Here is a 24,890-nt window from a genome sequence, read left to right as displayed (position 1 = left end):
TTACTTGCTTGTTATTTCTGTTGAATGAATCGGTCCATTGTATTCAAGACGCGGCCGGAAGATACGGTTATTTTCCCATTGCTCAAGAATATGTGCAGTGTAGCCCGCAACGCGACTGACGAAGAAAATCGGCGTAAACATTTCAATCGGCAATCCCATGAGATAGTATACGGAAGCGGAATAGAAATCGACATTGCAGTACAATCCTTTCCGGTCACGAACATATTCTTCCATTTTCACTGACATGTCAAACCATTTGCGCTCACCCAACTGATCGCCGATTTGCGCAGAAAGCTTTTTCAAAATCAGTCCGCGCGGGTCATATGTCTTATATACGCGATGACCGAATCCCATGATCTTTTCTTTCTTTTCCAATTTTTCATCGACATATGGAATGACATTGTCAATCGTTTGAATTTCCAGCAAGGAGTGCATGACTGCTTCATTTGCTCCGCCGTGCAACGGACCTTTCAATGTTCCGATGCCAGTGACGATCGCTGAATAATAATCAGAGAGAGTGGAAGCAGTTACACGAGCGGCAAACGTGGATGCGTTCGATTCATGATCCGCATGCAAAATCAAGGCAACGTCCATTAATTTTGTATGTTCGGAAGAAGGTTCCTTGCCTGTCATCATGTATAGGAAATTACCGGCATGTGACAGATCTTGGCGAGGCTCGACAATTTCCAATCCTTGACGAACGCGGTTGAGTGCCGCGACAATCGTGGCAGAGGCGGAAATGCCGCGAATTACGCGCTGTATGCGATCCGGAGACGTATTGAGAACAGGTTCTTCCGTTGTTCCCAAGAAAGAGATTGCTGTCCGCAATGCATCCATTGGATGTGTATCAATTGGGATCAATCGAATCAAATCAATGATGCTTTTGGGCAACGTGCGCTGTGCAGCCATTTCTGCACGAAATGTTTCACTTTCTTCGGCAGATGGCAAAACGCCATTCAACAACAGATACACGACATCTTCAAATGAAGTTTTTTCCGCAAGATATGCGATATCATAGCCGCGATATAAAAGTCTTCCCTCGATACCGTCCAAGAAACAAACACTGCTGTAGCCAATTACTACATCTTCTAAACCTGGTTTAAAATCAGACACAATAAGACCTCCCAACTTTCTATTTATTTCATTATCTCTTATATCATACCATACCAATCGATTAATAGAAAAATTGACAAAAAATCTTATTTTTTTATATTTTCAGTCATGTATGCGTTTCCGCACTTGACTAAATTCTATACTAAAGTGTTCGAGTGGACAATTCAACCCAGAATTAACAAAAAGGAAAATTTTTATTGCAATAAATATTATAAAGAAAGAATGATCATGCAAATTGGAAGCGATTTGCAGTTTGTTGATCTGCAATTTGTTAGGGCTAAACTGAAATTGTGCACAAACCCTTTCTGATTTGTAAATGAAACAAACATTTTATCCCACCATTATGCAGAATCATTTTTAATATAACGAAACAAGATGGGGGAAATACGGATTTTATGTGTTTTATGTGTAAGAAGTTCAGTTTTGATTTGTTGAAATTAGAATATGTAAGATGCGTCAATTCTATACAATTCGCAGGATCAGAAAAAATTAGTAATGGAACGGAGAAAAGGAAAAAGCAAAAAATCAGATGACACAAACTCCATCTGATTCAAGTTTCACCATCTGATTCGAATTTCACTTTATGGAGGAAAGAAGCGGGATGCGGACAACGATTTTTCGCCAAACGTTAGGCAGCAGTCTGTCCAATATCCAATCAACCGCTATGACCGTAATATAGGCAAGAAGCATACCGGCGAGAACATCCAGCAGCCAATGGATTTTATTATACAGTGTGGAGACGATAATACTTGCACAATCTGCCACCATGAGCCATTTAAACCATTTCCCGCGCTCTCGTAAAGCTAACAGGAGAACGGCAAACGCTGTGGATGTATGCATGCTCGGAAAACAGTCGGCAACTGTACTGAGAAGTGCTGCATGTGAAGAAAACTGTCGATGCAAAAGATCAGGATCTCCTTGTACAAACCAGACTTCCTGCAGCAAAACCGTGTAATAAAAGGGATAGATAATGATCATTTGCAATACTAAACCTGCAAACATGTAGCGAAACATTTTTTTTATGTCTTTTGCAAAAAATCCGCGGATGACTCCCACCCACAGATTCAGGTAAAAAGCCGTTTCATAGACAAAGGCAAAATATACATTTAACCAATGGGGCCGAAACAACCGGAATGGCCAACCGTTATTCAAGGGTATCTTTGTAAATGCTTTATCCCAATTCCAATAATGATAATACTTTTGAAAAAAGGTATGCATAATTTGCCATTCATAAGCTGCCCGCTGCTGGTAGGCTTGATAAAGGAAGGAAAACGCCAAAAAGCCAAAGGGCAAAAAGAACAGCCAGTTTATCGGCTTTTGATCCCTTTTAATATCGACAAGCGCAAATGCGATCATAACAAGCAAAAGGGACGTGTGAAAAAAGGGATCTGTAATAAAATTAAACATACGTTTGTCATGACCTCTTATCTTTGAAAAGTACCCCCGAAATTCTAACATGAAAGATATGGGAAGTAAAATTGAAGTACATTTGTTTTCTTTAGAAATTTCTTCAAACAGGTTGCATCACGGCGTTTCTTTCACTATAATTAAGCACACGAACTACATTTCACCTGAAACAAACTTCCTGCTGTGTGCGTTTAGGTTTACTTGTTTTGAACCTATGTCTGTTTCTAGGGAATCGAACTCTAAGGCATATGTCATGCCCACCTCCGTTTGGATGAATGGGACGACAAAAACTTTAGTGAGATGCCCACCTGCGAGTGCGGGTTCGAGAAACAGAAAACCTGACGGCATAAGCGGGATTCCATATTTTATATTGCATTGAATACAAATACTAAATGAATACAAACACTTTATATAAAACCCTATAAATAAAGCGGCTTAAGAATTCTCGCATTCTTAAGCCGTTTTCAATTCGCTGATTTTTTTATTTTTTTCTCTGTTTTTTTAATTTCTTTTGCACATGCATTTGGCTGATTTTTTTCAGATGGAGGAGATCTTGTTCAAGATCAGCTCTCGGCATGACCCATTGATTATCAAATGTAAACTTTAATTGGGCTGGATGTGCTTCAAGCAGCGATTGCAATGCCTGCGCCTGCATGTCCAAATCTTCAACAATTGAATTGCGAATTCGGGTATTTAGAAAATCTGCATGATGCAACTTAATGTCTTGAATCGTATATTGTTTTTCTGTCGCGTTTGGCTGATTGGCTTCCGCTCCTGCTTCGCCCTCCTCTTGATCTTCATACAGCCGAATCGCCTTATCAATAAATAAAACGCCATTCAAATGGTCATATTCATGTTGAATACAGCGAGCAAACAAGTCTTCCGCTCCCAACTCGAACCATTCTCCATTTCTGTTTTGTGCCCGCATGCGAATCCGTGCGGAACGATAGGTTTCTCCGCCGATGCCGGGAATGGATAAACATCCGTCAGCTCCTAATTCGGTTCCTTCCGAATCAAGAATTTCCGGGTTGATAAATTCAAACAAGCCATTCCCCACATCGACGACAAAAATCCTTTGCGAAATGCCCACTTGTGGCGCAGCGAGTCCGATTCCGTTGGAAGCACGCATAGTCTCCGCCAGATCATCCAATAACTGCAGGATCTCCTCATTTATATTTGAAACAGTTGAACAAACAGTTCGAAGATGCTGATCCGGAAATAAAACAATGGGACGTATGGCCATAGTCGCTCCCCCTTTTGCAGCTTTTCGTATTTTCTATTTTCACATTGTATCATTGTAATGGATATGGAGTAACTTGACAAAGTCTATCAAAGAGATCGGGGAAAATATTTTCAATCATATTGGATGAATTTTCATGCCCAGTTGTTTAAAAAATTCTAACGAATAGAAACGTTTTGTTGTATAATGCAATGTAATTATGTGGAGAGAAATAGGGTGAAAGCTTTGAAAAAAAATTTTTTGGAACGAGTCGCTGCAGAAACACTTGTCGGCGATGGGGCGATGGGGACATACTTATATCAACTGGGGATCCCTGTGGGGATTAGTTATGAAGAACTTAATATCAGCAAACCTGATATGATTATAAATGTACATGCTGCATATAAACGCGCCGGTGCAAAATTGATACAGACAAATACGTATAGTGCGCAACGGGAAAAACTCATGAAATTTGGTCTGGAATCACAGGTAAAGGATATCAACAAAGCTGCAGTGGAGTTGGCCCGGACAGCAGCAGGTGAAGATGCATATGTACTCGGTACAGTCGGGTCGATTACCGGGGGAATCAAACGTAAATGTTCCGAACAGATATTGGTGCAGAATTATCAGGAACAATTGCATGTATTGTTGGAAAATCATGTAGATGGTATCGTGCTGGAAACGTTTTATGATATATCCGAATTGCAATTGGCATTAAACATTGTAAAAAAACTATCGGATTCCATCCCTGTCATCTGTCAACTGGCCATTGAAGATGCCGGTTATACGTTTGACGGTACGAAGCTGTCGGATGCGTTTCAGCAATTATTGGATCAAGGGGCGGATATCGTCGGTTTGAACTGCCGCAGCGGCCCGTCCAATATGATTCGTTCATTTGAAAAGCTGCCGCAACCGTTTCATGGTTTTTTGTCTGCCTATCCGAATGCGGGTTTGCCGGCATATATAGATGGTGAATACGTATATGCGTCGACACCTTCTTATTTTGGCAAAAGTGCAGTTATTTTACGAAAAATGGGTGTTAAAATCATAGGCGGATGTTGTGGCACAACACCTGAACATATTCGTGCGATTGCCGAAGGTTTAGCCGGGACAAGCAAGGCGGATGATAATTCCGGTATTCCCGGCGTGTCAGGATTTACTTTTCAACATCCGCCGATCCAGGTAACTGAATTGAAATCCAGGAACGATGGGGAGCCGTTCAATCACTTGCCAGTCTCTTCTTCGAATCAACCGACACTCCCGCAGATGGCGAACCAAAGGAGAACGGTAATCGTAGAATTGGATCCGCCCAAAACGCTGCAAATTGGCAAATTTATTGAGGGGGCACATGCTCTCAAAGAAGCTGGAGCAGATGCGCTGACGATGGCTGACAACTCTTTGGCGATGACGCGGATGAGCAATATGGCTCTTGGGCAAATCGTAAAAGACCAGGTAGGAATTCTCCCTTTGCTCCATATCGCTTGTCGTGACAGAAATCTGATCGGACAACAATCCCATCTCATGGGATTGCATGCATTGGGAATTGATCACTTGTTGGCGATCACCGGCGATCCTTCCCGCTTTGGAGATTTTCCTGGCGCTACTTCCGTGTACGATTTATCATCCTTTGATCTGTTGCATATGATTGATCAAATGAACCAAGGGTTATCCTATTCCGGTAAACCGTTAAAAGATAAATCGAAGTTTACGGTTGCAACTGCTTTTAATCCGAACGTCCGATTCCTGGATAAAGCAGTAAAGCGTCTGGAGAGAAAAATTACGAGTGGCGCACAATATGTCATGACACAGCCCGTTTACGATCCGCAAGTCATAAAACAGATTTACGAATTGACATCCCATTTGGATGTACCGATTTTTATCGGCATTATGCCATTGCTAAGCAGCAGAAATGCAGAATTCCTGCACAATGAAGTTCCTGGCATTCAGCTTTCCGAGGATATCTTACAGCGGATGGCGAAATATGAAGGGGAAGACGCCCGCAAGCAAGGTGTTGAAATCGCTATTGAATTGTTGGACACAGCCATGCAATATTTCAAAGGCATTTATTTGATGACACCTTTATTGCGATATGACATGACAGTGGAATTGACAAGATATGTTTTGGGATCGAAATAGAGTCGGCTCTCTGTTGTCAATTTGCAGAAGATGGTTGCATCAGGAAGCGTCATCTGTTTATATAGAGAGAGAATCAAATCGATAAATATTTTCCAACGGTTTCAAATACAATAAAGAAACAGGATCAATATGACAGGATCGGCATTTTGGAATAGGGGGAGGGCGTATGAAAGCAATCGAGAATATCTACCAATTGTATAAAGAACAATTAACCGGCGACGAAGAGGATGCAGTGATCATCATCTCCAGTTTGTTGTCGGAGTTGAAAAGGGAAGAATTGATGTTATTTATTGATGAACTTTCCTATGACGAGTTGTATGAAATGCTTGGATCTTATATGGTCAAACGGTTGCTGATGCGTATCTCCCAAGATTTTGGTGAGGCTATGCACTCACCGCTGGATGGAACGATTCATTAAAAATTGAAGCGCAAAATAAAAATGCAGCGATCCGTTTTTGTATTGTCTATAGCCGCACGCTTGTTGCGAATCGCTTAATAATGGACAAGAAGGGTCGGGACATTTATAATTAACAAATTGAAAACAATTGGGATGTCTTAGGAAGGATGAACCGAATGCTTTTAAACGGTAAACATATTCTCATTATGGGTGTTGCGAACAAACGAAGCATCGCCTGGGCCATCGCACAAGCGTTGCATCGTGAAGGCGCCAAACTTGCTTTTACATTTCAAGGCGAACGCTTGGAGCGAAGTGTAAGAGAGCTTGTGGATGAACATATGCCGGGATCTCTTCTGGTGTCTTGTGACGTTACAAAAGACGAGGAGATCGACCAGGTATTTGCTACGCTGGAAGAAAAAATTGGCGTACTTCATGGAGTGGTACATAGTTTGGCCTTTGCAAAAACGGAAGAGTTGGAAGGGGAATTTATCAATACATCCCGTGACGGGTATTTATTGGCTCAAGATATCAGTGCGTACTCCCTGGTAGCTGTTGCAAAACGCGCGCGCAAGCTGATGACAGAAGGCGGAAGTATTGTCACGATGACGTATCTTGGCGGAGAACGGGTAGTGGAAAATTATAACGTAATGGGAATTGCGAAGGCGGCGTTAGATATGAACGTCCGCTATTTGGCAAAGGATCTGGGTGCAGATAATGTCCGCATCAATGCGATTTCTGCCGGCCCAATACGTACATTGGCGGCAAAAGGCGTTAAAGATTTCAACAAAATTTTAAAAACAATGGAAGAAAAAGCGCCATTGCGTCGTACCACTGACCAAGCAGAGGTTGGAGACACGGCCATGTTCTTAATGAGCCATCTGTCCCGCGGCATTACAGGGGAAGTCATTCATGTGGACAGCGGCTATCACATTCTTGGCTACTAAAGAAACGCAGACTCCACTTACATACAAGCTGCATCATCAATAATAAAGTGAATCAGGAAAGATAAATGGAATCAGGGAACTGTATTCCGCTCGTGAATGTTTCTGATTGATTGCGGAATAGAGTTCCCTGATTGTTTGATAGAGGAATCGGCAAGTTCCCTTGTGCCTGATTGCGATCTGTCTTGTATTTCGATATTGCTTGCTGTTTACAGCTTACTCTTTCACTTTTCCATGTTTGTAGCGGAGATATGGACGTTTTCGACGTGCGGACAGTGTTTTATTGATTAACACTTCCACTTCTTGTTCCAATTGATCCAAAGATTCAATGACGGCATTCTTTGTATCGGATTCCATTGGGTGTATCGTTGCGGATATTTGCAACGATGCCGGAGTTGTCGGCAAATCACTGGGAATCAATTGCTCCTCTTGTGACATGGATTTGGAAAGTTCCTCGCTGACAAGCGAAAACAGTTGTTCTTCATCAATTCCCAAATCTCGGGCAGTCATGCGTATGCCCACATGAATGCCGCGTGTAACATCATGGAAAGGCAATCCGGTTTGCTGTGCCTCCATACAAAAACCCCGAATTGCCTCACGCGTCATGATCGTCGGATCACCGCCTAAAGCAACCAAGCCGTGGATGACGCCACGAACCGTTTCACACACAATGAATGAGTTGATGCCCATACTTTCGTGTACACTATTGATTGCCAAACGTGCTGCCCGGTGTGCCATTTTTTTAAGATTCTCATCGTCTTCCGTTTCAAAACATTCGTGAATGACTGCATCCTGAACGATTGAAGCAAGAAAGTATTCGGCTCCTGACGTATTGTCTTCTGCAATCGCTTCATGTAAATATTGTTTCATATGTTCCATCAACCTCCTGTGTGGTTTCGATACTAAAAAAACCCTGCACGTGCCTATTCATATACATAGATCGCGTGTCAGGGCGGATATCCGCACAGCCAGAAAAAACGGCTCAACTCTCTTACACGCTTACGGAGTTAGCTGTCGGGTTCGGATGTAAGAGAATCCTACCAGTTACACATGCGATGTAACCGGATTCACCCCCGGAAAATGGTTCCCCCGTTTCCAAAATAGGAACTCAGCGAATGATGGAATTGTACCATTAATTTACACGAATATGGGAACGAATTGCAAAGACTATTTTTCTGTCAATTTGCATATTCTCAAACAAATAGGTATGGAATTCTCAAAAAGACAACTTGTTTTCTCATTATTTCATAAATTTTCATAAACCAACCGATTGGTTGACTAGGGAGATCGCGTATATTAAAATGGACTCAAAATTAGGGGAAGTATCGGCATTTTTGCCCAACCGTCTCATAGATCTGGCAAAGCCCAAAAGAGCAGGGAGGAAGACAGGAATGAACATTCTGGTATGTATGAAGCAAACGTTTGATACGGAAGAAAAAATTGTTTTGGAAAATGGAAAAGTCAAGGAAGACGGGGTGCAATTTATCATCAATCCCTATGATGAATACGCGATTGAAGAGGGAATTCGCTTAAAGGAAGAATTGGGGGGACAGGTAACTTTGATTTGTGTGGGACCGGAACGATCGGAAGAAGCATTGCGCAAAGGTCTTGCAATGGGGGCGGATGAGGCGGTATTTGTTGCAGATGAAACGTTGTTTGGCGACGAATTTACGATCTCGCAGGTCTTGGCGGCAGTGATTAAAGACCGGCCGTTTGATATCATTCTTTGCGGCAATCAAGCGGTGGATGACGGGTCCGGACAAGTTGCTGTCCGATTGGCAGAACTCCTGAATATTCCACATATTTCAACAATTACAAAATTGGAGATACAAGGAGCAGAAGTAGTGGCAAATCGGGATGCGGAGGGTGATATAGAAATCATTACGGCTTCATTGCCGATTCTCGTAACTGCACAACAGGGTCTGAATGAACCTCGTTATCCATCGCTGATTGGTATTCGCAAAGCAAATAAAAAACCAATGGAACGGTTGACAGCAGCCGATTTGAATCTAAATGGAGCAGAAATTGCCGCGAAAGTTCAAATCGTGGAGACGTTTTTGCCAACACCGAAAACGGGCGGGAAAATTCTCAGCGGCGATCTGGCAGATCAGGTGAAGGAATTGGTCGCATCATTGCGCAATGTTGATAAAGTGGTGTAATTCGATAAACGATTGTGTATCGTCAGCTTGAGGAGGGGAAACAATGGGTCGAGACATATTGGTCATCGCTGATGTGAAAAACGGAAAACTAAGAAATGTAAGCCTGGAAATGTTGCATAAAGCGGCTCAATTGGCCGGAGACGGGAAAGTTCATGGACTCCTGATCGGTTCGCAAGTAAAGCCACTTGCGGAAGAATGGATTCGAAACGGTGCGAAGCGTGTACATGTGGCCGATCAGGAAATTTTGAAAGACTACACACCGGATGCCTATGTACAAGTTGTGTGTCAAATCATCGATAAAGAGCAGCCTGGTATCGTCATGTTGGCACATTCCGCGATCGGTCGGGATTTGGCGCCTGCCCTTGCGGCGAAATATCAGGCAGGACAGGTATCGGATGCGATTGCAATCACAGAGGAAGACGGTAGGATTGTATGCACGCGACCGATTTACGCAGGGAAAGCGTATACGAAAGTCGCTTTGCCGACAGAATTGAGTTTTATTACCGTTCGTCCCAATAATTTGGGGTTGGGGGAAGCAGACGGATCGAATCTGGGAGAAGTTGTAGAAAGTGGCTTGGATATTTCGAAAGATTCATTGCGTACGTTTATTCGCGAAGTCGTACAAAAAAGTACGACGGGTGTCGATTTATCGGAAGCGAAAATTATTGTGTCAGGTGGACGCGGCGTAAAAAGTGCGGATGGATTTGCGCCTTTACAGCAGTTGGCAGATGTTTTGCAAGCGGCAGTCGGCGCTTCCCGGGGAGCATGTGATGCCGGGTATTGCGACTATGCCTTGCAAATCGGTCAAACGGGCAAAGTTGTTACACCGGACCTTTACATCGCCTGCGGAATTTCCGGTGCGATTCAACATTTGGCCGGCATGTCGAGTTCCAAAGTGATTGTGGCAATCAACAAAGATCCGGAAGCGCCGATTTTTAAAGTGGCCGATTACGGGATTGTCGGCGATCTGTTTGCAGTCGTACCCATGCTGACGGAGGAGTTCAAACGATTATTGGCATGAGAATCGCTCCCAACGTAAAACGGTTTGCTGCAATTGGCAGTCTGCCGCAATTGGACATTTGTTGCAATTTCAAGGATTCTTTTGCATGCGTGTCCAAAAGTTGCAGGAGTTTTGACTGCTTTTTGAACATCACTTTCCGAATAAGAGGTTGCTTCTATGCAGCCTCTTTTTTTATTTGGTATACTTACATGTAGCTTTGATCATTCATTTAGCTTTATTCGTTCATATAGTTTTATACATTTCAGCGGCTTGATTTGCTTTTTTTCTTTGTGGCGTTTTTGACACAGAAAGGACTTGTATATGTCTGAGAAGTCGTCGACAGCAAAATTTATTCGTGGCGCATTCCAAGTCTTGATATCGACAATTGTCATCAAGATCCTTGGATTTATTTTTGCGATCCCTTTGCAAAGAATTATCGGAGATGCAGGAATGGCCTACTATAGTGCCGCATACTCCATTTATGCCTTGGTTTTGCAGATTTCGGCAGCCGGCATTCCTTTGGCGCTCTCCAAATTAATTGCAGAACGGTTGAGTGTAAAGGATCATAAAGGTGCGATGGCGTTATATGTAACGGGCCATCGGTTGATTACAATCACAGGAGTTCTGGCGTTTATCGTTTTGTTTTTAGGAGCGCCTTTGATTGCGTATATTCAAGACAACAAAGATGCCGCCATATCCATCATGGCGATTGCCCCATGTTTGCTGATCGTTCCGCATATCAGCGCCATGCGCGGATTATTGCAAGGCCATCAATATGTCGGGAAAAGCTCGAATTCCCAGGTGTGGGAGCAACTGATTCGCGTATTGACGATACTCGTCGGCGCATGGGCCGTATTTCATTGGACACATAGTATTGTATGGGCTGCAGCTGCCGCATCTTTTGGTGCTGTAACGGGAGCGATAGCCGCATGGGTGTCCTTGCGCTTGTCTTTAATACAATTGAAGATCGAGACGAAACAACTGCCTCGTCCCCAAAAGAAACTGGTAAAAGTCATCATTGAAACATCCATACCCGTTTCATTGGCTTCTTTGGTTTTGCCTTTTAGTCAGTTCATCGATTCCTTGTCTGTCATCCGTTTGTTGGAAATGCACGGCATTGATCTTCAACATTCTGTGAAATTTTATGGGATGTTGACACAAGCGCTGCGAATTCAAGGACTTCCGTTGGCGTTTGCGACAGCGATCGGGCTGTCTTGCATTCCGGCGATTGCACATGCGTATGTGCGAAAGGAACATCATACGGTGGAACAACAGGTGAATCTTGCCCTTCGTTTCACGACCATTCTGACCATTCCGGCAGCCGTGATTTTTATCGTATTGGCAAAACCGATTGCGATTTTATTTACGCAGACGGCGAGCGCATGGGCTGTTTTTGCGGCGATTTCTTTGATGGCGATTTTTGCTGCGCTGGAAATGACCACTACCTATATTTTGCAAGCGTCCGGCAAGTTTTTGCGCCCCGTTCGCAATATGTTGATCGGCTTGGGAATCAAGTTGATTGCAAACGTCATCGTCATTCCCATGATCGGCTTGTTTGGTGCAGCAGTTGCAACAGTAATCGGGTATGCGGTTTCATCTACGTTAAATCTTTTGGCGGTGCGTCGTTACACAAATACCCGGTTGGATACCGGATTGATTTTTGTCCGGCCATTTTTTACATCTTTGCCCATGTGGCTTGTGATGTTCGTCATTCACAGCCTTTTGATCCCGCATTTGGCCAAATACTTGCCGCCGGCATTTGCAACAATATTCGATATCGGCATCACGGGCATTGCAGGCGGTTACACGTATCTGCTAGTCGCACGTATCTTCGGTGTGATTTCCCAAATGGAAATTCAGAAAATGCCGATCATCAATCGCCTTTTGCCAAAGCATTTGCGCGTTTAGTTGCATGCAGTATCGGCAACTGCGATTCCAGGAGCTTGAGCTGCACATCTCCCGCTTGCAAAAGCGGGAGTATTTAGGTGCGGTTGGCTATCGGATAAAAAACCGGAGGGACCATTCCCTCCGACTTGCAGCCAGGTTCACAATGATGATTATGCGCCGGTTTGCTCATAGACAATGCGGATTACAGGTGAATCGGGGGCTGAATATTCCTCTTGTACGGAACATGGCGGGGGCAGAGATAAAGGTCTTGGGGGATGCTGTTCCAAATGTGTCTTTTTTTCTTTTGCAAATCCTGACATACCGGCGGTGAACGCACACCAATACATGAAGTTGGCAATCGAAGGGACAACAGATTGGGATTGCATGCTAAGCTCCAGCGCAAATCCTCCGGCCGACAATCCAGTAAAAAAGTAAAGATTTGCAGCTCTGGATTGGAGGATGGAAGGATCTTTGCGATTTAAAAATTGATACCGAAGCAAAGGCAAAACCGGGGAGAGATTATTCACAAAAATATTCCACATCTGTTTAACCTCCTTGCGGGAATACTTGCCAACTCCTTTAAAACAAGCATATGCGGCAACTTCGCAGGTACAACCCTAGAATTTTTCATGTATAATTACCAGGCTGCCGTTGCACAATACTGATGAATTTTCAAGTAAAGTGTAGCGGAGGGTATTCATGTGCGTTATACACGAAAATTTCTGCTTGTATTTGTAATCGGGCTCTTAACATTCGCCATATTGCCGTTTCAACCGGAGATATCACAAGCGTTTACGCCGCAAGTACTCGTTCGCGGCAGCCAAGGCTACGATGTCGATGAATTGCAAGGCCGTTTGCGGTATGTGAATTACTACCATGGGCCAATGGATGGCAAGTTCAGTTGGGAAACGTATTGGGCGGTACGAAATTTTCAAAGGGATGTACATATCAAAGTCGATGGAATTGTTGGGCCGCAAACAAAGATGCTATTGGTCAGCCGTTCACGAAATTATCATGCAGGAATGTATAAAACAGTGACCAATGCACCGGGAGCAGCAAATCGTCAAGGTTTTGTTGCGAAACGTTTGCACAATTCTTCTCCCAAAAAACCTGTGACAGCGGACATGGGTACATACAATGGCAAGTTTTCTGCCCATGATATCTCGCTGTTGGCACATTGTGTGTACTCGGAAGCCCGTGGAGAGCCGTTTATTGGGCAAGTCGCCGTGGCAGCGACCGTTTTAAATCGATTGCACAGTCCGTTGTTTCCACATACAATCGCAGGTATTTTATTTCAGCCGGGAGCGTTTACCTCAGTGAGTGATGGCCAGTTTTATCTGACTCCCAATGCATCTGCGCACAAAGCCGTCATGGATGCGATTCAAGGATTGGATCCAACAGGAGGAGCGTTGTATTACTTTAATCCGGCGACTGCCACATCCAAATGGATTTGGAGCCGCCCGCAAATCAAAAAAATCGGACAGCATATTTTTACCCGTTAAGTAGACAGCAAGTGGCTTTCAATCGGCCGCTTGCTGCTTTATTTTATTTTTTATGTCATGTTTTCTTCACAACTTATTAAAAAACATCATCCGATTGGATCTATACTTCTATGTATATATTTGCTATATTTGATATTGATAGCGCTATCGAATTTTGTATATATAAAAATTTAATAGGAATGATTATTTCCCACCTTTTATAAAATTAGGTATTGGTACAACAATGAGTCGGCACAGGTATAATTACATCTTCGGCATCGCAGATGTTACGAAGCGCGCACATGTCGGAGCAATCAGGAGGCGCTATATGCATATTGTTGTATGTATCAAGCAAGTACCGGACAGCCGGGAGATTCGCATTGATCCAAAAACCAACACATTGATTCGCCAAGGTGTTCCTGCCATTGTAAATTATTATGATTTGCATGGCATGGAAGAAGCTTTACGACTCAAAGATCAGCTGGGAGCGCGCGTTACCGTCGTATCCATGGGTCCTCCTTCTGCAGAAAAAAGTTTGCGGCAATGCATATCCCTGGGAGCTGATGAAGCCGTATTGGTCAGTGACCGGGCATTCGCAGGCGCCGACACATTAGCCACATCCTATGTGTTGGCAAAAACGATTGAAAAAGTGGCCCAAGAGATGGGACCTGTGGATGTTGTCTTTTGCGGCAAGCAAACACTTGACGGCGATACCGGACAAGTGGGTCCAGGCATCGCATGCCGACTTGATTTTGAACAGCTTACTTACGTTGAAAAAGTTCAGGAAGTCAATCCTGCCCTCCGAAGCATCACCGTTCATCGCCACCTAGAAGACGGAGTAGAAGTTGTACAAACAAAGCTACCCGTATTAATTTCCGCTTTAAAAGAATTGAACAAAGTCCGCAGAGCCAGTATGCCAGGAATGTTACGAGCAGCAAAATACAAGCCAATCGTATGGTCCACAGCAGATTTTCCCGATTTGGATCGGTCAAAAATCGGCTTGAAGGGTTCACCGACGATTGTCAGTAAAACATGGGTTCCGGAACCTCGCAAAGTGCAGACACAAATGATCGAAGGCGATCTAAAAACGATTGGTCAAACACTTGTCGCAAACCTTTGGACAACTGATTTACCTGCACGCCTTGGATGGGAAGTCTAACCAATTCACCATATACAACTTTTACAGAGTCTTGTTTAAAAAGGAGGACAATTTTTCAATTCAATACGTATTTTCAATTCAATACGTACCCGATTTTTAAACAGCCTCTTGTATGGAAGGTACAATCGCATGTTTAAGGGGTGACAAGTTCATATGGCAGAACGGAAAAAAACAGATCCAGTCGTACAAGATTTACCCGACTTTTCCGAATATCGCGGTGTCATGATCGTCATTGAACAACGTGATGGAATAGCGAAGAAAGTGTCTTGGCAGCTGCTCGGACGGGGAAGAAAACTTGCCGATAAGTTGGAAACGGAGCTCTCGGCGCTTGTAATCGGCGATCACGTGGAAAATTTGGCAAAAGAAGCATTTTATTATGGGGCTGATAAAGTCTACTGGTGTGATGCTCCGGAATTGAAAGATTACCGGACGCGGCCATATAGTCGTGTGTGTTTGCATGTGATTGAAGAATATAAGCCTGAGATCGTACTCATCGGAGCGACGTATACCGGACGCGACTTGGCAGGCGCCATTGCCACACACTTGCCGACAGGATTGACGGCCGATTGCACGGAGTTGGACGTGGAACCGGATCCCAGCAGGCTCTTATTGGCAAGCCGCCCTGCTTTCTCGGAAAAAATGGTCGCAACCATTCTTTGCAAGCAGTATAAGCCGCAAATGGCGACAGCGCGTGCAGGTGTTTTTGAAGCATTGCCAAAGGATACATCTCGCACAGGCGAGTTAATCAAGATTTCCAACCCGATGACAGAATCGGAAATCGCGACACGTGTCTTGGATTTTATCCAGGACGAGAAGCGAATCAATCTGGAGGATGCAGAAATCATCGTTTCCGGCGGGAAAGGCCTGGGCGGCCCTGAAGGGTTTAAATTGCTTCAACAACTGGCTGACGAGCTCGGTGGAGTTGTCGGCGCATCCCGTGCGGCTGTTGATGCCGGCTGGATCGATCATGATCACCAGGTAGGGCAAACCGGATTTACGGTACGTCCCAAACTATACTTTGCCATCGGCATTTCCGGAGCAGTACAACATATCGTAGGCATGCAAAACTCCGATGTGATTGTGGCGATCAACCGGGACCCGAATGCGCCGATTTTTAAACTGGCCAATTATGGGATTGTGGGTGATTTGTTTCACATAGTACCTGCAATTATCGAGGCTGTCCGGATGAAACGGGCGGTGCCGTTTAAAAAAGAATCCGCAGCAGCTCTAGAGGAGGTTAAAGCTCGTGGCTAATGAAAAATTTGACGCAATCGTAATCGGTGCTGGACCTGCTGGAAGTGCTGCAGCATTAACAATGGCTCGTGCGGGCATGTCAGTCATTCTACTGGAGCGCGGAGAGTTTCCGGGAGCCAAAAACATATTTGGCGGCGTTATATACAGGAAGCAGCTGGAGGATATCGTCCCGGAATTTTGGAAAGAAGCGCCGTTGGAACGCCACATTGTTGAACAGCGATTGTGGTTGATGGGACGGGAATCCGCTTTTACAATGGGCCACAGGAATGAAGCGTACAAAGAACCTTATAACTGCTGGACGGGAATGCGCGTAAAATTTGACCAATGGTTTGCCGGGAAAGCAGAGCAGGCGGGTGCCATTCCAATCTATGAGACGGTAGCGTTGGAATTGATCAAAGAGGGCGACCGGGTCGTCGGAGTCAAAACCGATCGGGAAGACGGCGATTTGTATGCGGATGTCGTGATCGTGGCTGACGGTGTCAACTCCTTAATCGGCAAGAAATTAGGCATTCATAAAGAATGGCAGCCGGATGAAGTTTCACTTGCAGTCAAAGAGATGATACAACTGCCGAAGGAAAAAATTCAAGATCGCTTTGGTCTTGAAGGAGATGAAGGCGTAACGATTGAATTTGTCGGCGAAACAACGCCTGGCATGGCTGGCATGGGTTTCTTGTATACCAATAAAGACACGATTTCATTCGGTGTCGGGGTTATGGTCAGTGATCTCAAAAAGTCTCGGGTAAAGCCTTATGAGCTATTGGAGAACATCAAGAAGCATCCGATGATCCGCAAGCTGATTCAAGGCGGTGAAACGCAAGAATATGCCGGGCATTTGATCCCGGAAGGCGGTTTGCGTTCCGTACCGCAATTAAGTGGCTCCGGCTGGATGGTTTGCGGCGATGCGGCACAATTGGTCAATTTTGTCCATCGTGAAGGTACGAATCTTGCCATGACATCCGGACGTTTTGCAGGTGAAGCGGCAATAGAAGCACATAAAAAGGGCGACTTTACGCATCAAACGTTGCGCCAATACGATGAGAAACTTCGCAATTCCTTTATTCATGCCGATCTGAAAAAATATCAGGGATTGCATGGTCTCTTGAAGGAAGCAGACCCTGAACTGCTCTTTAACAAATTGCCGCTTGCGCTGAATCAGGCCGCATATCAGATGCTGCTCGTCGATGGCGTATCAAAAGCGGAAAAACAAAAGCTGGCATTGCAGCAGTTGAAAGAAGCAGCAGGCGGTACATGGAATCTGTTGCGGTTAGGCTATAAGGGGTGGAGGGCGATGAACGGATGAGTGCTGCAGAAGAGCGCAAACAATCGATAGAAGAAAAATTGTTTACCATTCGCTACAAAGTGGATGATATTTCCCATTTGATCATTAAAGATCAAAACGTATGCATGAATTGTTCCACGAAGGAATGCAATTATTTTTGTCCCGCAGATGTATACCATTGGGCGGATGACATGACACATGTCGCATTTGAAAACTGTATTGAATGTGGAACGTGCCGCATCGGGTGCCCGGATTACAATATCGAATGGGTGTATCCAAAAGGCGGATACGGGATTACGTATAAGTTCGGTTGATTCATTCGCTGAATTCTTGACAGCATGTCAGATGCAAAAAAACGTAAAGAAACTAGCATGTAAGCAGAAACACATGCTAGTTTCTTTATTCAAAGGGATATTCAAACGGATTCACAAATCGGACTTGGGAAACAATCGATTTACCAATCCGGATCGGTTTCATAACCAAGTTCCAATAAAAAATTTCCGGCAATTCTTTTAAACGCCTCTTTATGTTCCTGGTTAAACTCTTCACGCCAGCTTCCAATCTTGCCTTGCCGATATGTTGCAGATCGCTCTGGATTTATATTTTGTTCCATGAATCGTACGATATCGTGTTTTTCCAGCTGCAATTGTTTTAAATCGCTCCACAAAAACTCGACAATTTTTAACAAAGTAGTATATCTGGAGATTTCGTTTTTCATGAGATCTTCATATCTGACAGAACAAATGTCCGGAGAGTGCATCCAATCGTAAATCGGTTTGAATTCTTCATAAATGTTTGGATATGTGTCGCCTTCATAGCCGTTCGGAATTTCCATTGGCAGCAGTTTTGTTCCTCTAATGATAGCAAGCAATCGTTGTTCGCGGCTTTTTATGCGATTTTGAAAAGCCGGATAGAGCGGATGCTGCTGCATTGTACTTATGAAATGGCTCCAGGAAACTGCTACATCCCGCAAATCGCGGTAAATCATAATTTGCTTGATCAAGCGTTGCTTGCATTCAACGGCAAGATTGGAATGATAAGGAATATGGCCGACTGCAAATTGCCCTGATTGAATTTTCAGCAATTCCCGGTAATTTTCATGAAAGCTGTAGTTTTCATCATGATAATAAAAATCTAAACGATCTTGTTCCATTCCGGGTATTCCTTGAATAATCTGCGTTAATAAATTTGTACCGCTTTTTGGTACAGAATTGACCAGTATTTTTGGCAAAGCAATCATATGTTTTGCTATTGCACGACTGTTATTATTTTTTGCCATTTGCTGCAATGTATTTGTTTGATACAAATCGCCGGAAATCGGCACTCCATCTTCGGAGCTTCTTCGGTAGCTGATGACTCCAGGATATTTTTCAAACGTTGCTATTACATCTTTATAATATTGAGGAATTTTGGAGAGTTGGTGATGTTTCAAGATCAGATTATAGAAGACATATGGGTTTGAAGGGAACTTCTCCTTTCCATAGAGCATGGTGAACGGGGTGGTGATGTTTTGAACAGCGGCCGCAAGCACTTCTTTTTCATTCCTGTTCGGCATGGCATGGAATGTAATTCTAGGATCGGAAATCGGCCGAAGGACTGGAATTGCTGAAGTGTCTGGTGTCAAATCATAAATTTCTATTTTATAATTGCTATAAAAGGGTGGGTATGCCGATTGATCCAATAGTGTATCCAATTTCTGAATGGTTTCATATGTGTTGTCGCTGACCGGAAAAATGACGGTGACTTCAAATGGAATTTTGCGCCTGATTCGCGCCAGATGCTTTGCCAGGTTAAATGCGTATCGCCAACGACGGTGCTGTTCCTTTGAGCTATGCAGTTGAGCGGATACGCTGTGTGTGGAATCAACACGATAATCTATCAACTCCAAAGGAACGTATTTTATATCGCAGTGCTCCGTTAAACGGAGCCAATACTCATAATCTTCAACAGGTTCCAGAACATATCCATCGAGCAACGCCGCATATTGTTTTTTGTACATAAACGAAACACCGATAAAATCAACATCCAACAGATACTCTTTCGGTTTTTCCAGAGATTTGCGGAAGTTGACCAAATCCTGTTCACTTTGCATACAATTGCCTTCCAAGTCAATATGCCGAAAGCTGCTGTACACGAGCCCTACATTTCTAGGAGCCTCTTTTAAAGCATCCCGCAATGTTCCTATGAACATCGGATAGTAAATATTGTCGCTTGAGATCCAAGTGAAGTACTCGATATCCGATTGCTGCAGCAATTGGTCAAATCCGGCATTCAAGGCTTTTGCAATACCTTGATTTTCTTTCTTGACAATAATTTGTACACGGTGATCCCCTTTCGTCTCTTCTTGAATCAATTTTTTTGTTTCGCTTGGTACCCCATCCAATACGATCACCAATGTAAATTTCGCATAGCTTTGCATGAGAATCGATCGGATTGCACTTCGCAAATAGACGGGATTTTGAATATAGACGGGCATTACAATACCGACATCATACATCTGCTTGCCTCACTTTCCAATCATGCCTAAATACTTTCATTTCTCGAATGTGTATGAAATTCAAATCAATCATTCCAAAATTTTTAAGCAAGAATAAAGACTTCCCTTTCCCTCTTATTTCTTATGTTGATAGGAAGGAGATGTTGACAGAATAACAATCCAATTTTGACCAAACGAATGGAAATTCGTGTATGTTAGCTATATTCAATTGCCTGAAACGCGTATAGAAGCATCATTTTTGATATCCATGGTATCATCGCAGGATAGACTCACATAAAATAGTAAGACATGAATACACTGATAGTTTGAGGATGTGAAGCAATGCAAAAGGGTGTTACCGTATGGCTTACAGGACTTTCCGGTGCCGGAAAAACGACAATTAGTCGTTTGGTAGAAACCGAATTGTCAAAGTCAGGGTTTCGTGTAGAAGTATTGGATGGTGATGAGATTCGCCAATATCTTTCGAAAGAATTGGGGTTTTTAAAAGAAGATCGGCAAAAAAATATTGAAAGGGCCGCATATGTTGCAAAATTGCTGACTCGCAATGATGTTATCGTTCTGGCTTCTTTTATATCCCCCTATCAGAAGTTGCGTGAATATTGCCGGCGAGAAATCGGCTCTTTCATTGAAGTTTACGTAAAATGTTCTTTGGAAGAATGTATCCGGAGAGATGTAAAACACTTGTACAAAAAAGCGTTGAATGGAGAGATTCAACATTTCACCGGAATTTCTGATACATTCGAAGAACCGGAAAATCCGGATATTATCGTGCAAACAGATCGTGAAACACCGGCAGAAAGTGCATCCAGGATTCTCGATTATCTTATCCGGCGTCAATATATTATTTACGATTCGCAATCTGTGGATGGAAAAAGCTCATTGTAGTTTTTCAGCCATTTCGTATAGTTTGATTGATTCGTTTGGCTGATGCTTGTCGGCCGAATCACACGATGGTAGAGTGGTTTATCGATGGAATGTATTTGATACGTTTTCTGTAAACGCAGGCATATGGCAATATCCTCATATAAACGGGAAAGAGGGCCGTCCAGGATTGGCCATCCGTTTAGCGTTTGCAACGCTTGCGTCCGGTAGAACCGGGGTATAATGGGTTTCGCCCGATTCTGCGCAACTTCCAGCTGCGCAGATGGTTCGACTCCTTCATAGGACAGCCGGCCTTTCATGCTCCTCCGCCAGCGGAAGTAGTTGCTTGTCAGTATTGCGACCGTGTCGTCAATATCGGGCAATACATTTACAAACTCGCGTATGGACTCCGGTGGTATCCAATCATCTGCATCAAGTTCGAGCATATAGGAACCTTCAACCATCGTCAGAGCATCATTCAATGCAAATGCTTTGCCGCGGTTCGCAGCTAATCGTTTCAGCTTGATGCGGTGATCTGGAAAAGATTCAACTACAGCATGTGTGCCATCCGTGGAGCCATCGTCGATTACGATCAGCTCCCAGTTGGCATATGTTTGTTTGAGGACAGAACGTATGGCCCAGCCGATGCGGGACGATTCATTATATGCGCAAATTACGATGCTGATTTTAGGCTGTCGGGTTAAGATCGCATAGCTTGTATTGGTTTCTGTCTGCTGCCGGAGAATAGGGAGAATCAGTTTGTGTTCTGCAGTTCGGCGAGCATTCACCGTCTGGCTTTGAAATAGCTTTGTCAATCCGAAACGTTGATACGTTTCCATGCTATAATGGATCGTTGTATTTGTATTGAGAGCGATGTCGTAAGGGATATAGGACTTATCAGGTATGTGTCGATCGTAAATGGCCAGTTGCTTCTTTAACCAATCGTTTCTCCACAAGATTGGCTCATTTGATAATAGGGGATTACGCAGCAATGAAGAATGTTCCAAGTTGGGGAAATGATTGGAAATCGATGCAATCGTTACAGTTGGAGGTATTTCTTTAAGCAAGGACTCCAATGCTGCAGCATTGTTGACGCGCCACACTTCCCAAAAAGGCGGCCACAATACCCATTCGGTTTTTATCGTATTCAATATTTCAGTCATTTGTGTAAGAAATTGATGCAAGGGTAGAGCCTGTTGAAAAAACAACATGCGATAGGAATGTTCTGTTAAATTGGTCAAATTATACAATTTGCTCACCGTCCAAAAATTTTAACTGAATATTTTTGTGTGTGGATTGTTGAGAATCGTGAAAGAAAAGAGGCTCTCCTTGTCAGGGGAACCTCGTTTCTTTTTACAACCCAAAATCTTATGCGGCGGGAACCCGAACATAATCGATCGAGCTTAATGTCACAATCGTTTCAGTGCCCGGCCCATAATAGGTAACAGGAGAGGTTTGGAGTGTTAATGTACTAGAGTTGACGGAAAGCAAAGTGCCTGTCAGTATATCATTTACAACGACAACCTCAACCGTACTTCCGATAAAACTTGCAAGCATTTGTTCAAATGTCATCAGAAAGATCCTCCCTTTATTGAACTGCTACCACTTTTGAATAAGGAACGATGATAATATCGCCAGTAGCAGTTTCACGCAATTCGACAGCGTTGGTGCCCGCGATCAGAACTGTACCTGTCACAGTTCCGGCCGGAGTGGTAATCGTAACGGTCTGTCCTGTACGACTTTGAAAAAATTGCTGCAATACAGGATTATTAGGGTTTCCAGATACGATCTCAGCTTGTATTCCAATGACTTGTTGTTGTAATTGATACACGGTTTGCGTCAATGTTGCAAACTTTTTTGCTAGTTTTGAAATTTCCCTTTCAAGGTCATGGAATTTTTCGGAAAGACTGTGCTGAAGATCGTGAATTTTATCTTTTAGTCTTTTATGCCGGTCTTTTAATTTTGATAGAGATGAAGCTGTTTCAATTTTACCGATTTGTAAAATTCTAATTTTTAATCTGTTTATAGTTTTGTCATCCAAGGTAATCCTTCCCTTCATTTCTATAGATTACATATGAATACTATTCACGCTATGAAACAAGCGTGTGGATACATAACTATCCATTGAACCTAATTTGATAGCAACGATTTATTTTCAATGATCTCTTAAGATCTCTTAAGATCTCTTAATGATTTCTTAATGCAACTTCTTTTAAAACTTCTCTCCAAAGCGAGTTGTTCCCGTCCCAAATTTCTTTATCAGGCAGTTCGATGACACAAACGTTCTTCAACCCCCAATCTTTCTCGACAATTCCGGACACGTTTGCATGATTGACAACCAGAATTTTGAAATCGCACATGACGATTTCCGATAAAATAGATTGCAGCTCATGTACATCTTGAAAATTTCCGACGGAGCGGATAAAAAGAAGAGATTGGCTGTTCGCCAAGGTATCCAGAAAACGGCGAATGCGCCGATTATATTTTTCTTTCACCTGCGGATATGCTGATAGGTGTTCTCTTGTGTTTTCATTTAGAAGAAAATCGTAAACCGTTAGGATATTACAGGAAACATCTTTGACAAAGTACGTATTTTTTTCGCTATATCCGACTACTTTCAGGTTCTGTAATTCCAGAAAGCCGTTAAACCGATGTTTCAATAATTGATTTACATCTGCCAATGAGTCGGATATCACCCAATCGATGACTCCCGTGAAACGTCTTAATTTATTTTTCTGAAGCTGGTATGCTGGCAAACAATTGGAACCCAAGCTGAATATGGCATCGTATGTGCCGCTGATTTCTTTTAATTGCATACAAAAGCTCCCCATTTCGAGTAGTAAACGTTCGGGTTGTTTTCGTAATAACCCTAATGTTCGTTACAATCCTAAGCCTTTTATAATTGCTGACAACTGATCAGTCCGATACAGTTCGCCATAGACAGGTTCAGTGGCAGCGAGCAATATGCGCAACTTGGCTGCATGTTGATCTGCGGATGCTGCAATAAGCGGTTGAGACAGCATTTCCCTATTGGACACCTGCCTTTGCTGCAGAACCAAAGAATAAAAGACATAAGGGCTGGTCGGAAAATTCCCTTTTCCAAAAAGGATGGTATAAGGAGTATTTGCTGCTTCCACCCCGAATTTTATTGCTTGTCGTTCGTTGGCTCCAGGCCTTGCGAGAAATGTGATTCGAGGATCCGGAATTGTCTTTAGTGCCGGGATCACACAAGCGGTTGGAGATATATCGTATATAAGTAGTTTGAAATTGCTGTAAAAGGGTGGATATGCGGAGATATCTAATACTGTATCGAGTTTTTTGACAGTTTCATCTGATGCATGACTTACAGGGAATACGATTGTTGTCTCGAATGGTATGCCGCGTCTGTTGCGAGCTTGCTGTTTGGCCAAATTAAATGCATATCGCCAACGGCGGTATTGCATTTGTGTTCGATTGAGCTGTGCCGAAATACTCAATGGTGAATTTTTTCTGTAATCCATCAATTCTTCCGGCACATAATCAATGTCACAGAACTCAGTCAATCGCAGCCAATAGTCATAATCTTCCACAGGCTCCAGTTCATAGCCCTTTATGTTGGCGGCATATTGCTTTTTATACATGAAAGAAACACCGACAAAACAGACATCAAGCAAGTTTTCCTTCGGTTGTTTTTGAAACTCACGAAATGCGATCAAATCTTTTTCGGTTTGCAGGGATTGCCCTCCGGAGCCGATATGCCGAAAACTGCTGTAGACGAGTCCGATGTTCTCCGATCCATATTTCAATACATCACGCAATTTTTCAATAAATGTCGGGTAGTAGATATTATCGCTGGATACCCATGTCAGATATTGAATTTCGGGATCTTCCAGAAAGTACTGGAAACCTGTATTCAGTGCCTTTGCAACGCCTTCATTTCGCATTTTTACGATGACCCTGGTCCGATGATCGCCTTGCATTTCTTCACGAATCATTTTTACAGTGTCTGCAGGTGCGCCGTCTACAACGATAATAAATTTGTAGTTGCGGTAATTTTGTGCAAGAATGGAGCGAATGGCAGCACGAAGATAGGAAGGTTTTTGTTTGTATACAGGCATGAC

23 protein-coding genes, 1 other RNA gene and 1 riboswitch are annotated in these 24,890 nt (G+C 43.3%); of the genes, 13 read left to right on the top strand and 11 right to left on the bottom strand.

The annotated features are described in order from the left end of the window. Window positions 1-1,116: a citrate/2-methylcitrate synthase gene (locus LSG31_RS22520; RefSeq protein ID WP_430734298.1), complete on the bottom strand. Its 1,116-nt coding sequence runs from the start codon at window positions 1,114-1,116 to the stop codon at window positions 1-3. A 573-nt stretch (window positions 1,117-1,689) separates the two neighbouring features. Further along, window positions 1,690-2,520, bottom strand: a complete 831-nt coding sequence (locus LSG31_RS22515; protein WP_347437272.1) for a phosphatase PAP2 family protein — start codon at window positions 2,518-2,520, stop codon at window positions 1,690-1,692. Window positions 2,521-2,692: 172 nt separating this feature from the next. Here LSG31_RS22515 and ssrS point away from each other — a divergent pair. Further along, window positions 2,693-2,881, top strand: a non-coding RNA gene (ssrS, locus tag LSG31_RS22510) — 6S RNA. A 120-nt stretch (window positions 2,882-3,001) separates the two neighbouring features. Here the strand turns inward: ssrS and def are convergent. Continuing rightward, window positions 3,002-3,763, bottom strand: coding sequence for a peptide deformylase (gene def / locus LSG31_RS22505; protein ID WP_347437271.1), 762 nt, complete (start codon window positions 3,761-3,763; stop codon window positions 3,002-3,004). A 222-nt stretch (window positions 3,764-3,985) separates the two neighbouring features. Here def and LSG31_RS22500 point away from each other — a divergent pair, with 222 nt between their 5' ends. The 3 genes from LSG31_RS22500 to fabI all read left to right on the top strand — a co-directional run bounded on the left by LSG31_RS22500 (window position 3,986) and on the right by fabI (window position 7,216). Next, window positions 3,986-5,875 (top strand): bifunctional homocysteine S-methyltransferase/methylenetetrahydrofolate reductase, encoded by a 1,890-nt coding sequence (locus LSG31_RS22500; protein ID WP_430734297.1) that lies wholly within the window; start codon window positions 3,986-3,988, stop codon window positions 5,873-5,875. Between the two features lie 166 nt (window positions 5,876-6,041). Then, window positions 6,042-6,293: a DUF6154 family protein gene (locus LSG31_RS22495; RefSeq protein ID WP_347437269.1), complete on the top strand. Its 252-nt coding sequence runs from the start codon at window positions 6,042-6,044 to the stop codon at window positions 6,291-6,293. A gap of 146 nt (window positions 6,294-6,439) precedes the next feature. Continuing rightward, window positions 6,440-7,216, top strand: a complete 777-nt coding sequence (gene fabI / locus LSG31_RS22490; RefSeq protein WP_347437268.1) for an enoyl-ACP reductase FabI — start codon at window positions 6,440-6,442, stop codon at window positions 7,214-7,216. 213 nt (window positions 7,217-7,429) lie between these two features. Here fabI and LSG31_RS22485 read toward each other — a convergent pair whose 3' ends face one another. Next, window positions 7,430-8,083, bottom strand: a complete 654-nt coding sequence (locus LSG31_RS22485) for a hypothetical protein (protein WP_347437267.1) — start codon at window positions 8,081-8,083, stop codon at window positions 7,430-7,432. 111 nt (window positions 8,084-8,194) lie between these two features. Then, window positions 8,195-8,337: riboswitch (cyclic di-AMP (ydaO/yuaA leader) on the bottom strand. 267 nt (window positions 8,338-8,604) lie between these two features. On the opposite strand from LSG31_RS22485, the gene LSG31_RS22480 reads away from it, so the two are divergent. From LSG31_RS22480 to LSG31_RS22470, 3 genes are all read left to right on the top strand, one after another. Then, entirely contained in the window at window positions 8,605-9,372 is a 768-nt protein-coding gene (locus tag LSG31_RS22480; RefSeq protein ID WP_347437266.1) for an electron transfer flavoprotein subunit beta/FixA family protein, read from the top strand. Window positions 9,373-9,415: 43 nt separating this feature from the next. Continuing rightward, on the top strand, window positions 9,416-10,393 hold the full coding sequence (locus LSG31_RS22475) for an electron transfer flavoprotein subunit alpha/FixB family protein (protein WP_347437265.1): 978 nt from the start codon (window positions 9,416-9,418) through the stop codon (window positions 10,391-10,393). Window positions 10,394-10,693: 300 nt separating this feature from the next. Then, entirely contained in the window at window positions 10,694-12,280 is a 1,587-nt protein-coding gene (locus LSG31_RS22470; protein ID WP_347437264.1) for a putative polysaccharide biosynthesis protein, read from the top strand. A 149-nt stretch (window positions 12,281-12,429) separates the two neighbouring features. Here LSG31_RS22470 and LSG31_RS22465 read toward each other — a convergent pair whose 3' ends face one another. Beyond that, window positions 12,430-12,801 (bottom strand): hypothetical protein, encoded by a 372-nt coding sequence (locus LSG31_RS22465; RefSeq protein WP_347437263.1) that lies wholly within the window; start codon window positions 12,799-12,801, stop codon window positions 12,430-12,432. Window positions 12,802-12,960: 159 nt separating this feature from the next. On the opposite strand from LSG31_RS22465, the gene sleB reads away from it, so the two are divergent. From sleB to LSG31_RS22440, 5 genes are all read left to right on the top strand, one after another. Next, a complete protein-coding gene (sleB, locus tag LSG31_RS22460) occupies window positions 12,961-13,761 on the top strand; it encodes a spore cortex-lytic enzyme (protein WP_347437262.1) in 801 nt (266 codons plus the stop codon). A gap of 307 nt (window positions 13,762-14,068) precedes the next feature. Continuing rightward, window positions 14,069-14,899, top strand: a complete 831-nt coding sequence (locus tag LSG31_RS22455; protein ID WP_347437261.1) for an electron transfer flavoprotein subunit beta/FixA family protein — start codon at window positions 14,069-14,071, stop codon at window positions 14,897-14,899. A 153-nt stretch (window positions 14,900-15,052) separates the two neighbouring features. Continuing rightward, the gene (locus tag LSG31_RS22450; RefSeq protein ID WP_347437260.1) at window positions 15,053-16,153 is read left to right on the top strand and encodes an electron transfer flavoprotein subunit alpha/FixB family protein; all 1,101 of its coding nucleotides are present in this window, start codon (window positions 15,053-15,055) and stop codon (window positions 16,151-16,153) included. Further along, window positions 16,146-17,453: an FAD-dependent oxidoreductase gene (locus LSG31_RS22445; RefSeq protein WP_347437259.1), complete on the top strand. Its 1,308-nt coding sequence runs from the start codon at window positions 16,146-16,148 to the stop codon at window positions 17,451-17,453. The genes LSG31_RS22450 and LSG31_RS22445 overlap by 8 nt, the downstream gene beginning before the upstream one ends. Next, on the top strand, window positions 17,450-17,746 hold the full coding sequence (locus LSG31_RS22440) for a ferredoxin family protein (protein WP_347437258.1): 297 nt from the start codon (window positions 17,450-17,452) through the stop codon (window positions 17,744-17,746). The genes LSG31_RS22445 and LSG31_RS22440 overlap by 4 nt, the downstream gene beginning before the upstream one ends. A gap of 140 nt (window positions 17,747-17,886) precedes the next feature. Here LSG31_RS22440 and LSG31_RS22435 read toward each other — a convergent pair whose 3' ends face one another. Next, window positions 17,887-19,929, bottom strand: coding sequence for a glycosyltransferase (locus tag LSG31_RS22435; protein ID WP_347437257.1), 2,043 nt, complete (start codon window positions 19,927-19,929; stop codon window positions 17,887-17,889). Between the two features lie 321 nt (window positions 19,930-20,250). Between LSG31_RS22435 and cysC the strand changes: the two genes are divergently transcribed. Then, window positions 20,251-20,814, top strand: coding sequence for an adenylyl-sulfate kinase (cysC, locus tag LSG31_RS22430; RefSeq protein WP_347437256.1), 564 nt, complete (start codon window positions 20,251-20,253; stop codon window positions 20,812-20,814). Here the strand turns inward: cysC and LSG31_RS22425 are convergent. From LSG31_RS22425 to LSG31_RS22405, 5 genes are all read right to left on the bottom strand, one after another. Beyond that, the gene (locus LSG31_RS22425; RefSeq protein WP_347437255.1) at window positions 20,775-22,040 is read right to left on the bottom strand and encodes a glycosyltransferase family 2 protein; all 1,266 of its coding nucleotides are present in this window, start codon (window positions 22,038-22,040) and stop codon (window positions 20,775-20,777) included. The two genes, cysC and LSG31_RS22425, sit on opposite strands and share 40 nt — an antisense overlap. 118 nt (window positions 22,041-22,158) lie before the next feature. Further along, on the bottom strand, window positions 22,159-22,362 hold the full coding sequence (locus LSG31_RS22420; RefSeq protein ID WP_347437254.1) for a hypothetical protein: 204 nt from the start codon (window positions 22,360-22,362) through the stop codon (window positions 22,159-22,161). Window positions 22,363-22,378: 16 nt separating this feature from the next. Then, a complete protein-coding gene (locus LSG31_RS22415; RefSeq protein ID WP_347437253.1) occupies window positions 22,379-22,831 on the bottom strand; it encodes a GAS domain-containing protein in 453 nt (150 codons plus the stop codon). A 145-nt stretch (window positions 22,832-22,976) separates the two neighbouring features. After that, complete coding sequence (locus tag LSG31_RS22410) at window positions 22,977-23,606, bottom strand: DUF1796 family putative cysteine peptidase (RefSeq protein ID WP_347437252.1); 630 nt, start codon at window positions 23,604-23,606, stop codon at window positions 22,977-22,979. Between the two features lie 63 nt (window positions 23,607-23,669). Next, window positions 23,670-24,887, bottom strand: coding sequence for a glycosyltransferase family 2 protein (locus LSG31_RS22405; RefSeq protein ID WP_430734221.1), 1,218 nt, complete (start codon window positions 24,885-24,887; stop codon window positions 23,670-23,672). Between the last annotated feature and the right edge of the window lie 3 nt (window positions 24,888-24,890).

The organism is Fodinisporobacter ferrooxydans (genome assembly GCF_022818495.1).
In the GTDB taxonomy this organism is placed as follows: domain Bacteria; phylum Bacillota; class Bacilli; order Tumebacillales; family MYW30-H2; genus Fodinisporobacter; species Fodinisporobacter ferrooxydans.
Note: the sequence above shows the minus strand (reverse complement) of the source record. Positions and strands in the feature narration are given on the sequence as shown.

Coding starts and splice junctions, on each gene's coding strand:
- LSG31_RS22440 (WP_347437258.1), top strand. CDS start 17,450: ATGAGTGCTGCAGAAGAGCGCAAACAATCGATAGAAGAAAAATTGTTT.
- LSG31_RS22455 (WP_347437261.1), top strand. CDS start 14,069: ATGCATATTGTTGTATGTATCAAGCAAGTACCGGACAGCCGGGAGATT.
- LSG31_RS22465 (WP_347437263.1), bottom strand. CDS start 12,801: ATGTGGAATATTTTTGTGAATAATCTCTCCCCGGTTTTGCCTTTGCTT.
- LSG31_RS22420 (WP_347437254.1), bottom strand. CDS start 22,362: ATGACATTTGAACAAATGCTTGCAAGTTTTATCGGAAGTACGGTTGAG.
- fabI (WP_347437268.1), top strand. CDS start 6,440: ATGAACCGAATGCTTTTAAACGGTAAACATATTCTCATTATGGGTGTT.
- LSG31_RS22515 (WP_347437272.1), bottom strand. CDS start 2,520: ATGTTTAATTTTATTACAGATCCCTTTTTTCACACGTCCCTTTTGCTT.
- cysC (WP_347437256.1), top strand. CDS start 20,251: ATGCAAAAGGGTGTTACCGTATGGCTTACAGGACTTTCCGGTGCCGGA.
- LSG31_RS22480 (WP_347437266.1), top strand. CDS start 8,605: ATGAACATTCTGGTATGTATGAAGCAAACGTTTGATACGGAAGAAAAA.
- LSG31_RS22405 (WP_430734221.1), bottom strand. CDS start 24,887: ATGCCTGTATACAAACAAAAACCTTCCTATCTTCGTGCTGCCATTCGC.
- def (WP_347437271.1), bottom strand. CDS start 3,763: ATGGCCATACGTCCCATTGTTTTATTTCCGGATCAGCATCTTCGAACT.
- LSG31_RS22450 (WP_347437260.1), top strand. CDS start 15,053: ATGGCAGAACGGAAAAAAACAGATCCAGTCGTACAAGATTTACCCGAC.
- LSG31_RS22495 (WP_347437269.1), top strand. CDS start 6,042: ATGAAAGCAATCGAGAATATCTACCAATTGTATAAAGAACAATTAACC.
- LSG31_RS22485 (WP_347437267.1), bottom strand. CDS start 8,083: ATGAAACAATATTTACATGAAGCGATTGCAGAAGACAATACGTCAGGA.
- LSG31_RS22475 (WP_347437265.1), top strand. CDS start 9,416: ATGGGTCGAGACATATTGGTCATCGCTGATGTGAAAAACGGAAAACTA.
- LSG31_RS22470 (WP_347437264.1), top strand. CDS start 10,694: ATGTCTGAGAAGTCGTCGACAGCAAAATTTATTCGTGGCGCATTCCAA.
- LSG31_RS22410 (WP_347437252.1), bottom strand. CDS start 23,606: ATGCAATTAAAAGAAATCAGCGGCACATACGATGCCATATTCAGCTTG.
- LSG31_RS22435 (WP_347437257.1), bottom strand. CDS start 19,929: ATGTATGATGTCGGTATTGTAATGCCCGTCTATATTCAAAATCCCGTC.